This window comes from Faecalibacterium prausnitzii (assembly GCF_003287495.1).
GTDB lineage: Bacteria > Bacillota > Clostridia > Oscillospirales > Ruminococcaceae > Faecalibacterium > Faecalibacterium prausnitzii_I.
Map to the genome: position 1 here is coordinate 101,826 of NZ_PRLE01000006.1, position 11,164 is coordinate 112,989.

7 protein-coding genes are annotated in these 11,164 nt (G+C 61.8%); 3 read left to right on the plus strand and 4 right to left on the minus strand.

All coding sequences use genetic code 11. The features are described 5' to 3' along the window. Positions 1 to 359: 359 nt before the first annotated feature. Positions 360 to 2,795 carry a GH36-type glycosyl hydrolase domain-containing protein gene (locus tag C4N22_RS10965; protein ID WP_112148997.1) on the plus strand — a complete coding sequence of 812 codons (2,436 nt, stop codon included), beginning with the start codon at positions 360 to 362 and terminating at the stop codon, positions 2,793 to 2,795. A gap of 75 nt (positions 2,796 to 2,870) precedes the next feature. On the opposite strand, the gene C4N22_RS10970 is transcribed toward C4N22_RS10965, so the two are convergent. The 4 genes from C4N22_RS10970 to C4N22_RS10980 all read right to left on the minus strand — a co-directional run bounded on the left by C4N22_RS10970 (position 2,871) and on the right by C4N22_RS10980 (position 7,447). Next, positions 2,871 to 4,271 (minus strand): sensor domain-containing diguanylate cyclase, encoded by a 1,401-nt coding sequence (locus C4N22_RS10970; RefSeq protein WP_112148998.1) that lies wholly within the window; start codon positions 4,269 to 4,271, stop codon positions 2,871 to 2,873. Continuing rightward, positions 4,171 to 4,443 carry a hypothetical protein gene (locus C4N22_RS12950; protein ID WP_181567209.1) on the minus strand — a complete coding sequence of 91 codons (273 nt, stop codon included), beginning with the start codon at positions 4,441 to 4,443 and terminating at the stop codon, positions 4,171 to 4,173. The genes C4N22_RS10970 and C4N22_RS12950 overlap by 101 nt, the downstream gene beginning before the upstream one ends. A gap of 12 nt (positions 4,444 to 4,455) precedes the next feature. Further along, positions 4,456 to 6,282: a molecular chaperone DnaK gene (gene dnaK, locus C4N22_RS10975; RefSeq protein ID WP_112148999.1), complete on the minus strand. Its 1,827-nt coding sequence runs from the start codon at positions 6,280 to 6,282 to the stop codon at positions 4,456 to 4,458. Between the two features lie 100 nt (positions 6,283 to 6,382). Next, on the minus strand, positions 6,383 to 7,447 hold the full coding sequence (locus C4N22_RS10980) for an SseB family protein (RefSeq protein ID WP_112149000.1): 1,065 nt from the start codon (positions 7,445 to 7,447) through the stop codon (positions 6,383 to 6,385). A 140-nt stretch (positions 7,448 to 7,587) separates the two neighbouring features. Between C4N22_RS10980 and C4N22_RS10985 the strand changes: the two genes are divergently transcribed. Beyond that, on the plus strand, positions 7,588 to 9,327 hold the full coding sequence (locus C4N22_RS10985; protein WP_347476109.1) for an ABC transporter ATP-binding protein: 1,740 nt from the start codon (positions 7,588 to 7,590) through the stop codon (positions 9,325 to 9,327). Beyond that, positions 9,324 to 11,099 (plus strand): ABC transporter ATP-binding protein, encoded by a 1,776-nt coding sequence (locus C4N22_RS10990; protein ID WP_112149001.1) that lies wholly within the window; start codon positions 9,324 to 9,326, stop codon positions 11,097 to 11,099. Before C4N22_RS10985 ends, C4N22_RS10990 begins: the two co-directional genes overlap by 4 nt. The last annotated feature ends 65 nt before the right edge of the window (positions 11,100 to 11,164 follow it).

Consider the following 11,164-nt stretch of genomic DNA (forward strand, 5'->3'; position numbering starts at 1 on the left):
GTTCCGGAGGGCGGTTTCTAATATTACTTATAAAATGGGTTTTCGGCTTGCGTGGTTTCCCGGCCAGGCAGCACTTTTCTTGCGTAAAATTTTTGTGTTTCGGTTGAGCATCCTGCTTGGTTTGATCAAATTTGCTACAACTTCGTCATTTATTACAAAATCGTTACAGCTGCATTCTGTGCCGCTTCCCGGTCCGCCGCTGTTGTATATTTCATAAAGCCTCTTGCATTTTGCGTCTGATTCGACTATGCTTAGGGCGAAGAGAACGTTTCTCCCGGCGTTCTAAATCGTTTTCGCAAATGTGAGCCTTTCACCCCTTGTTCTATTTATGGACTGCCTTTCAAAAGGAGGAATCGTCTATGAAGTTTGGTCACTTTGATGATGAACGCCGGGAGTATGTCATTGATACCCCAAAGACCCCGCTGCCCTGGATCAACTACCTGGGCAGTGAGGACTTTTTCAGCCTGATCTCCAACACGGCGGGCGGCTACAGCTTTTACCGGGATGCCCGGCTCCGCCGCATCACCCGCTACCGCTACAACAACTCCCCGCAGGATATGGACGGCCACCGCATCTATATCAACGATGGCGGTACTGTCTGGAACCCCGGCTGGCAGCCCGCCAAGACGGCGCTGGATCACTACACCTGCCGCCACGGCCTGGGCTACTCCATTTTTGAGGGCGAGAAAAACGGCATTGCTGCCACGCAGGAAGTCTTCGTCCCCCGGGGCGACGCCTGTGAGATCGACCGCTTGACTCTGGAAAATAAGACGGCCGCCCCCCGCACGCTGGATGTGTTCAGCTATGTGGAGTTTTGCCTGTGGGATGCCATGGACGACAGCTCCAACTTCCAGCGCAACTTCTCCACCGGTGAAGTAGAGGTAGAGGGCAGCGCCATTTATCATAAGACCGAATACCGGGAGCGCCGCGACCACTATGCCGTGTTCTGGGCCAACACCCCCGTCACCAGCTTTGACACCAGCCGGGACGCGTTCTGCGGTGTCTACGGCGGCCCCGCCGCCCCGGAGGCCGTGCTGGCCGGGCATTGCTCCAACAGCATGGCCCACGGCTGGGCCCCGGTGGGTGCCCACCATTTCCACATCACCCTGGCTGCCGGTGAAAAAAAGAGCATCATCTTTGGCCTGGGCTACATCGAAAACCCGCAGGAGGAGAAATTTGTTGCTCCCGGCATCATCAACAAGACCCGCGCCCGGGCCATGATGGCCCGCTACGCCACCGATGCCCAGGTGGATGAGGCCCGCCGGGTGTTGACCGATTATTGGACAGATCTGCTCTCCGGCTGGCAGCTGGACTCCGGCGAGGAGAAGCTGGACCGGATGGTCAGCATCTGGAACCAGTACCAGTGCATGGTCACGTTCAACATGAGCCGCAGCGCCAGCTATTACGAGAGCGGCATTGGCCGCGGCATGGGCTTCCGGGACAGCTGCCAGGACCTGCTTGGCTTTGTGCACATGATCCCCACCCGTGCCCGGGGCCGTATCCTGGACATTGCCGCCACCCAGTTTGAGGACGGCAGCGCCTACCACCAGTACCAGCCCCTGACCAAAAAGGGCAACCGGGACGTGGGCTCCGGCTTCAACGATGACCCGCTCTGGCTCATTGCCGGCACCGCCGCTTATCTGCGTGAGACGGGCGACTGGAGCGTTCTGGATGAGTCCGTGGCCTTTGACAATGACGAAAGCAAGGCGCAGCCCCTGATGGAGCACCTGCGCCGCAGTTTCCAGTACACCTGCACCCATCTTGGCCCCCACGGCCTGCCCCTCATCGGCCGGGCCGACTGGAACGACTGCCTCAACCTGAACTGCTTCTCGGAGCACCCGGGCGAGAGCTTCCAGATCACCGGCCCCAGCGAGGGCCCCGTGGCCGAGAGCGTCTTCATCGCTGGTATGTTCGTCAAGTACGGCAAAGAGTATGCTGACCTGTGCGGCCACCGCGGCCTTGCCGACGAGGCCGCCGCTGCACGGGAGTCCATCGCGCGGGTGGAGCAGGCCGCCCTGACCGCCGGCTGGGACGGCGAATGGTTCCGCCGCGCTTACGATGCCTTTGGCCAGCCTGTGGGCAGCAAGGAGTGCGACGAGGGCCAGATCTTTATTGAGCCGCAGGGCATGTGCGTCATGGCCGGCATCGGCAAGGAGACCGGACAGGCCGCGCAGGCTTTGAAGAGCGTGGAGGAGCGGTTGGACACCAAGTACGGTGTCCTGCTGCTGCAGCCCGCCTACACCACCTACCGCCTCAACCTGGGCGAAATTTCCAGCTATCCTCCGGGATACAAAGAAAACGCCGGCATCTTCTGCCACAACAACCCCTGGATCAGCTGCGCTGAGGCGGTGCTGGGCCACGGCGACCGGGCCTTTGAGGTTTACCGCAAGACCTGTCCCGCCTACATCGAGGACATTTCGGAAATTCATCGCACGGAGCCCTATGTCTACAGCCAGATGGTGGCCGGGAAAGACGCCCCCACCTTTGGCGAGGCGAAGAACAGCTGGCTGACCGGCACGGCCGCCTGGACGTTCTTCAATGTGAGCCAGTATCTCCTTGGCATCCAACCCACGCTGGACGGCCTCAAGATCGACCCCTGCATCCCCCACACCCTCAAGGGTTATACCGTCACCCGCCGCTACCGGGGTGCCACCTACCACATCCGGGTGGAGAACCCGAGCGCGGTCCAGAAAGGCGTCGCCGCCGTGGTCTATGACGGCAAACCGCTGGAAAGCAATCGTTTGCCCATTGCCTCTCCCGGCACCACGGTGGAAGTAACCGTGACCATGGGCTGAGCATCTTTCCCCTTTAGACGCGGAAATCCCCCGACAGCTGTCGGGGGATTTTTCGGTTCTGATTCTTTCTTCCCATTATGCCTCGCGGCTGGCTTTCATCCGCTTTTTATCCGCATACATGGCGTCATCCGCCTGCCGGAACACCTGTGCGGGAATCGGGTCAGGCTGGTCCTCGCTCCAGGCAAGGCCCAGCGCTGCCGAGACGGGGAACTCGCTCCCCGCGTCCGCCGCCGCGATCTCTTCCCGGATGCGGTCGGCGCAGGCCAGCAAAGCTTCCCGGCTCCCATTCAGGCTGACCACAAACTCATCACCGCCAATGCGGTAGCAGTTTCCTTTTTCTGCCGCCGCCCGCTGCAGGCACTGCGCCACCCGGTTGATGAGGGCGTCGCCTTTGGGGTGGCCGAGGGTGTCGTTCACCTTTTTCAGGTCGTTCACATCCACCATGATGTAGCCAAACGGAGCGGCAGACTGTTTGGTCTCCTGAGTCTCCCGGACAAAGGCAGCCCGGTTGCCAAGGCCCGTCAGCACATCCCGATACGCCAGTTTTGCGTACACGGCCATGTTGGCGTTCTCATTGATTTGTTCCAGAACGCGCTGCCCGGCCGTCTCAGCCAGCAGCAGGATGAACCCGAAGATGCCCAGCATATACACCGGGGAATATGGAAGTGAGCTGTCCAGATAGTAAATTGTGATCGCCAAAATGCTGCATACGGCAAACAGCACATATCCGGCCATGACACGGCCCAGCGCCTTGTTTTTGCCACGGCGCATCTCCCGGAACCCGTGGTGCAAAATCAGGGCGATGGTCACCGTCATGAGCAGATGTTCCGCCATGACCAGCACATTCAGGTAAGGCAGGCTCAAGATAAAGTTTGCCATCAGGAGCAGCAGCAGCCCGGAATAGAACGCCTGCAGGATTTCCAGCATCCGCCGTTTTTCGGGCAGAACTCCTATGGTAAACTGCAACAGCGGCAGGTGGAGCGCGTAGAACGAAAGATAGGAGATCAGCCCCACCAAACCCGCTTTCTGGCTTACCAGCAGCAGAATTTTAGAATCGGTCAGCACCCAGACCCCGGCCAGCAGGATGTAGGCGCCCAGACTGCAAACGCTGCCGTATAAATTGCCGAAATGCTGGCGCTGCATACAGTAGGCTGCCAGCAGGCAGGCAATGCCCAGTACCAGCGCAAAACCGCTGAACAGCACGGCATACAGGTTCTCCCGCAGGATCATCCACTGGATGCCGCTCCGGCTGCCAAAATACACCTGGGATTGCAGGACGGCACTCTCTGCATCACTGCCGGGAGCGCAGTCCAGGAAGCGCACTGTCAGCTCCTGCCCCGGCGGCAGCCGGAACAGATGGAACGCGCCGTTCCGCTCACTGGAAGCCGTATAAACGACATTCCCGTCCACAAGGACCTGATACTTCTGCCATGCGGAGCGGAGGAGGATGGTAGGTTCGTCCCTCGCCGCGTCCATGGGGGCAGGAGAACTCCATGGCGTCCGCGGTACGGGCCCAGCTGCCTGCGGCAGGCTCCGCACCGCCCCAGTTGATCTTTTCCGGCGCGGTCTCGCCCACTGCACTGGAATAGATGGCAATGGCCATCCCAATGAGCAGCAGCGCCCACAGAAATCTTCGGAACTGTTTCATATCTTCTCTGTTTTATACACTGCCCGCGGTGTCATTGCCGGAGGCGTCTTGCTCAGTCTGGCTGGTGTAGAGCACCATCAGGTGGTTGGCACTGGCTTCCAGCTGGCTCTTGGCCTGCCGGAGCGCCGCCTCTTCGGTCTCATTCATCTTTTCGGGCTTATCTTTCCGCAGGCAGCGGCGGAGGTTGGCCAGGTCCGCTTTGACCCGGTTCTTCTCGTCCTTATCCAGCTCTTTCTTGCACTTGGAAAGGGCCTCGTCTACCTTATAGGCCAGCACCTCGGCCTGGTTGTGCAGGTCCAGCCGCTCTTTCCGGCGGCTGTCCTCCGCCTCGTAAGCGGCGGCATCGGCCATGGCGCGCTGGATCTCGTTTTCCGAGAGGTTGGTGCTGCCCGTGATGGTGATGTTCTGCTCCCGGCCAGTGCCCAGGTCTTTCGCCGAGACCTTGACCACGCCGTTGACATCGATGTCGAACGTGACCTCGATCTGAGGCTTGGAGGAGAAGCCGGCCCGGATGCCGGTGAGTTTGAATTTGCCCAGCGATTTGTTGTCCCGTGCAAAGTGGCGCTCGCCCTGCAGCACGTTGATCTCCACACTGGTCTGCATGGGGCGGGCCGTGGTAAAGATCTGGCTCTTGCGGGTGGGGATCATGCTGTTGCGGGTGATGAGGGGGGTGGCCACGCCGCCCAGCGTCTCAATGGAGAGGGTCAGCGGGGTCACGTCCATCAGCACAAGGCCCTGAGCCGCCGCGCCGGTGGCACCGGCCAGCTTGCCGCCGCCCTGCAGCAGGCCGCCCTGTACGGCGGCACCCATGGCAACGCACTCATCCGGATTGAGGCTGTGGCTGGGCTCCTTGCCCAGCAGCTCTTTCACCTGCCGCTCCACGGCGGGCATCCGGGTGCTGCCGCCCACCAGAAGCACTTTGCCCAGCTGGCTGGCGGAGATGCCGGCGTCCCGCAGGGCGTTCTGCACCGGCTGGACGGTGCGGGAGAGCAGGTCTCCCGTCATCATCTCAAACTGAGGCCGGGTGATGGAGATGTCCAGATGATGGGGCCCGTCCTTGCCCACCGCGATGAACGGCAGGTTGAGCTGGGCCGCCGGGGCGCTGGAAAGCTCTTTTTTGGCCTTTTCGGCCTCTTCTTTCAACCGGCCCATGGCGGCAGGGTCCCGGGTCAGGTCGATGCGGTCGGATTTCTTGAACTCGGCCACGGCGTATTCCACAATGCGCTCGTCAAAGTCGTCGCCGCCCAGGTGGGTGTCGCCGCCGGTGGCCAGCACCGTGAACGTGCCGTCTTCAATCTCAATGATGGAGACGTCAAACGTGCCGCCGCCCAGGTCGTAGACGAGGATTTTCTGGGGCGCTTCGTTGTCCAGGCCGTAAGCCACAGCCGCCGCCGTGGGCTCGTTGATGATGCGCAGGACGTTCAGGCCCGCGATGCGGCCGGCGTCCTGGGTGGCCTTGCGCTGGCTGTCGTCAAAGTAGGCGGGCACCGTGATGACGGCTTCCGTCACCGGCTCGCCCAGATAGCTCTCGGCGTCCCGGCGGATCTTGGTCAGGATCATGGCGCTGATCTCCTGCGGAGTCAGGTCCTTGCCGTCGATGTGCACCCGGTAATCGGAGCCCATGTGGCGCTTGATGCTGGAGATGGTGCGCCCGGAGTTGGTGGCGATCTGGCGCTTGGCCGCGCCGCCCACCAGCCGCTCGCCATCCTTGGTAAAGGCTACCACGCTGGGAGTGGTCCGCTCGCCCTCCGCGTTGGCAATGACAACGGGCTTGCCGCCCTCGACCACTGCCACACAGGAGTTGGTGGTACCCAGGTCAATTCCGATCACTTTGCTCATTTTCGTCGTCCTCTCTGCTTTTGCAGCGCGTGTATTTTTCCATGTTTATCTTACCGGTTCCGTATGACAATTTCTTAGAGCAAATGTAAAGAAACTGTGTTTACCGCTTTTCGTCGCCCAGCAGCCTGCGGATGGCGTCTTCCGTCTCCTGCAGCCACTGCTCCGCGGCGGAGTCTCCCTCGCCCAGCCGAATTTTGAACCCCTGCTTTGCCTCGGCCATCTCGGCCAGCGCCCGGGGCCGGGAGAGGTACTGTGTCTCGTATTGGGCCATCCGGAGCCGCACCTGCGGCATGTAGGCGATATCCGGCGTGGGGCGGGCCGCCGTCTGCGCCTGCCGGTAATACCGGAGCGCCGCCCCCGGCCCCTTGCCAGAGGCCATGCAGTCGTCGCCCAGGGCGATCATGGCCAGCACATCCCCGGCCTCGGCGGCCTTTTTCCACATCCGGCGGGCCTGCACCGCGCTGCGGCGGACGCCCTTGCCCTCATACAGCAGCTCTCCCAGCATGGAAAGTGCTTCGGCTCGGCCCTGTTCGGCTGCCTGCTCGTAGTAGTGGAGCGCGTCGGCCCACTGCCCGGCCAGAGCAGCCTGGCTGCCCTTGTGCAGCTCTTCCTCGCCGGGCTCATCGGTGTCCCGGCTGGCGTGGAGCAGGCCGTTGAGCAGGCTGGCATCCAGCGTGGCCGAGGTCGTCCACGGGTCCAGCACGATCCCGTCCATCTCCTTGCTGTCCAGCACTTTCTGCATGGCGTCCACCAGCAGCAGCTCCGCCATGGGACGGGCCGCCGTGCCTTGGTCGGCCTCCGCCGTTTTCACGGAGGTGAAGATGGGCAGGTAGTTTTTGCCTTTCTGGGTGCGCAGGGTCCACAGGGGCAGGTCCCGCGCTTTTTCCGCCGGGACCGGGTGTTCTGCCCAGGAGGCGCCCCCTTTCTCCGAGTCCGGCGCGGCCTGCAGCGGCACCAGAACCCGGGTATCCAGCTCCAGCGCGTAATTCAGCGCGTTCATCAGTGTCCAGAAGCTCTCCTCGTTCTGGGCCTTATACAGTGCCGTCACCGCCTGTTCCACAGCCGGGCAGCCTGTGCCCAGCGGGCCATACTCCGGCGCGCCATGCTGCCGGGCCGCACTGCCCGCCGGGCGGAACCGCAGCCGCGCCCCGTTTTCGTTTGCCATTGCTCTCACCGTTCTTCCCAAATAAAATCATTTTATAGTATAGCAGGGTTTATTTGTCAAATCCATAGCAATTTTATAATATGCGCGTTATAATAAGGAATGTTTCCTCCAAAATCTCATCCAAAAAGGAGCGTATCGCCTTGAACAAAATGCTAAACTATCTGAACGGCTACAAGCGCGAATGCGTGCTTGCGCCGCTGTTCAAGATGCTGGAAGCCTCCTTTGACCTGTTTGTCCCGCTGGTTATGGCAGACATCGTCAATGTGGGCATTGCAGCGCACGACTTCCATTATATTCTTATGCGGTGCGGTATTTTGCTGCTGCTGGCCATCATCGGCCTCGCCTGCAGCCTTACCGCCCAGTACTTCTCGGCCAAGGCCTCGGTGGGTTACTCCACCGCCCTGCGCCATGCGCTGTTCGCGCATATCCAGACCCTGAGCTTTACCGAGATGGATACCCTGGGCACCAGCACCCTCATCACCCGGATGACCAGCGACCTGAACCAGGTGCAGAGCGGCCTGAACCTCTTCCTCCGCCTGTTCCTCCGCAGCCCGTTTGTGGTGTTTGGTGCCATGATCATGGCGTTCACCGTCAATGTGCGGGCCGCGCTGATCTTTGTGGTGGCCATCCCACTGTTGAGCGTGGTGGTCTTTGGTGTTATGGTGGTCACCCGCCCGCTGTACAAGACCGTGCAGACCCGGCTGGACCGGGTGCTGGGCCTGACCCGTGAGAACCTGACGGGCGCGCGCGTCGTCCGCGCCTTTGATAAGGAGCAGACCGAGGTGAACCGCTTTGAGGACGCCAACGCCCTGCTGACCAAAATGCAGCTCCATGTGGGCCACATCTCCGCCCTGATGAACCCGCTGACCTATGTCATCATCAACCTGGCCATCGTGGCGCTGCTGTATGTGGGCAGTGTGCAGATCCATGTGGGCGACATGGCCTCCGGCGACGTCATCGCACTGGTGAACTACATGAACCAGATCCTTGTGGAGCTTGTCAAGCTGGCCAACCTCATCGTGCAGGTGAGCAAGGCACTGGCCTGCGCGGGCCGTGTGCAGGCCGTGCTGGCCACCAAGCCCGGGATGCAGTTCCCGCAAGAGGTACCGGGTGAGGTGCCCGCCGAGAAGCAGAACGACGCCGTCCGGTTCGACCATGTGGGCCTGACCTATGCGGGGGCCGGTGCACCCAGCCTGACCGACATCAGCTTCACGGCGGAAAAGGGCCAGACCATCGGCGTCATCGGTGGCACGGGCAGCGGCAAATCCAGCCTCGTCAGCCTCATCCCCCGCTTTTACGATGCCACCGAGGGCAGCGTGGAGATCTTTGGCCACCCGGTGCAGAATTACCCCCGCGAGGAGCTGCGCGGCAAGGTGAGCGTCGTCATGCAGAAGGCCCAGCTCTTTGGCGGCACCATCCGCTCCAACCTGCTGTGGGGCAATCAAAACGCCTCGGATGCAGACCTTTGGGCCGCGCTGGAAACGGCGCAGGCCGCCGAGTTCGTCCACTCGAAGCCCCTTGGGCTGGACGAGCCCGTGGAGCAGGGCGGCCGCAACCTGTCCGGCGGCCAGAAGCAGCGCCTGACCATCGCCCGCGCGCTGGTCAGCAAGCCGGATATCCTGATTTTGGACGACAGTGCCAGCGCCCTGGACTACGCCACGGATGCCGCCCTGCGCAAGGCACTGGCCGCCCTGCCCGGCAGCATGACCGTCTTCATCGTCAGCCAGCGCGCCGCCAGCCTGCAGCACGCTGATCAGATCCTGGTGCTGGACGACGGCCATCTGGCAGGCCTTGGCACCCATGCCGAGCTGCTGGCCTCCTGCCCTGTGTATGAAGAGATCTACGCCAGCCAGTTCAAGAAAGGAGATGCGCGGCAATGAGTGCAAAAGCAAAAAGTAAGCTGACCCCGGAACAGCGCAATGCCACGCTGCGCCGTGTCCTGCATAAGATCAAACCCTACAGCCTGTTTGTGGTGTGCAGCCTGGTAGTGGCCGCCGTGAGCGTGGCCGCCCAGCTGTATATCCCCATCCTCTGCGGCAATGCCATCGACTTTATGCTGGGCAAGGGCAGCGTGAACCTTTCCGCCGTCCTGAACATCGTCGTGGAGATCCTCGTGGTGGCCGTGGCCGCCGCCTTTGCGCAGTGGCTGCTCAGTGTCTGCAACAACCGCATCACGTTCTCCGTCAGCCGCGACCTCCGCAACGAGGCCATGCGCAAGATCCAGACCCTGCCCCTCTCCTACCTCGACAGCCACCCCTCCGGCGACATCGTCAGCCGGATGGTAGCCGATGTGGACACCTTTGCCGACGGCCTGCTCATGGGCTTCACCCAGCTGTTCTCGGGCGTGCTGACCATTCTGGGCACCCTGCTGTTCATGCTGTCCCAGAACGTGCCCATCACGCTGGTGGTGGTCTGTGTCACCCCGTTGAGCCTCGTCGTGGCAAGTTTCCTCGCCAAGCGCAGCTACAAGTATTTCCAGGGCCAGAGCACCGTCCGCGGTGAGCAGACCGCTCTGGTCAACGAGATGATCGAGGGCCAGAAAGTGGTACAGGCCTTTGGCCACGAGGCCGAGAGCCTGGAAGCCTTTGACGAAGTGAACGGTCGTTTACAGGACGTGAGCCTCAAGGCCATCTTCTTCTCCAGCATGACCAACCCCGCCACCCGCTTTGTCAACAACATCGTCTACGCCGGCGTGGGCCTGGTGGGTGCCATCTACGCCGTGGCAGGCGGCATCACCATCGGCCAGCTGAGCATCTTCCTCAGCTACGCCAACCAGTACACCAAGCCGTTCAACGAGATCTCCGGCGTCGTCACCGAGCTGCAGAACGCCCTGGCCTGCGCGGCCCGTGTGTTTGAGCTGCTGGATGCAGACGACCAGATCCCCGAGGCCGAAAACGCTGCCGCGCTCCAGCCGGACGGCCATGTGGTGCTGCACGATGTCTCGTTCCGCTACCTGCCGGACCGCCCCCTCATCGAGGGGCTGAACCTGGACGTCAAGCCCGGCCAGCGCATTGCCATCGTGGGCCCCACCGGCTGCGGCAAGACCACCCTCATCAACCTGCTCATGCGGTTCTATGATGTCAACGGTGGCTCCATCACCGTCTCCGGCACCGACATCCGGGATGTGACCCGTGCCTCCCTGCGGGGCAGCTACGGCATGGTACTGCAGGACACCTGGCTCCGGGCCGGTACCGTGCGGGAGAACATCGCTTACGGCAAGCCCGACGCCACCGACGAAGAGATCATCGCCGCGGCCAAGGCTGCCCATGCCGACAGCTTTATCCGCCGCCTGCCGGAGGGCTACAACACGGTCATCGCCGAGGACGGCGGCAACATCAGCCAGGGCCAGAAGCAGCTGCTCTGCATCGCCCGTGTCATGCTCTGCCTGCCCCCCATGCTGATTCTGGACGAGGCCACCTCCTCCATTGATACCCGTACCGAGGTGCGCATCCAGGCCGCCTTTGCCCGGATGATGCGGGGCCGCACCAGTTTCATCGTGGCCCACCGCCTCTCCACCATCCGCGAGGCCGATGTCATCCTTGTGATGAAAGACGGCCACATCGTGGAGCAGGGCAATCACGACGAGCTGCTGGCTCAGGGCGGCTTTTACGCCACCCTGTACAACAGCCAGTTCGAGGGCGTGGAGACCTGAGCCTGAAATCACCGGTCCAAAGAGCATGTCTTCCAAAAAGAGGACATGCTCTTTTCTTTATGCTA

What these genes read in the sequence shown, in the direction of transcription:
- C4N22_RS10965 (WP_112148997.1), top strand. Translation starts at nt 360, where the DNA reads ATGAAGTTTGGTCACTTTGATGATGAACGCCGGGAGTATGTCATTGAT.
- C4N22_RS10970 (WP_112148998.1), bottom strand. Translation starts at nt 4,271, where the DNA reads ATGGACGCGGCGAGGGACGAACCTACCATCCTCCTCCGCTCCGCATGG.
- C4N22_RS12950 (WP_181567209.1), bottom strand. Translation starts at nt 4,443, where the DNA reads ATGAAACAGTTCCGAAGATTTCTGTGGGCGCTGCTGCTCATTGGGATG.
- dnaK (WP_112148999.1), bottom strand. Translation starts at nt 6,282, where the DNA reads ATGAGCAAAGTGATCGGAATTGACCTGGGTACCACCAACTCCTGTGTG.
- C4N22_RS10980 (WP_112149000.1), bottom strand. Translation starts at nt 7,447, where the DNA reads ATGGCAAACGAAAACGGGGCGCGGCTGCGGTTCCGCCCGGCGGGCAGT.
- C4N22_RS10990 (WP_112149001.1), top strand. Translation starts at nt 9,324, where the DNA reads ATGAGTGCAAAAGCAAAAAGTAAGCTGACCCCGGAACAGCGCAATGCC.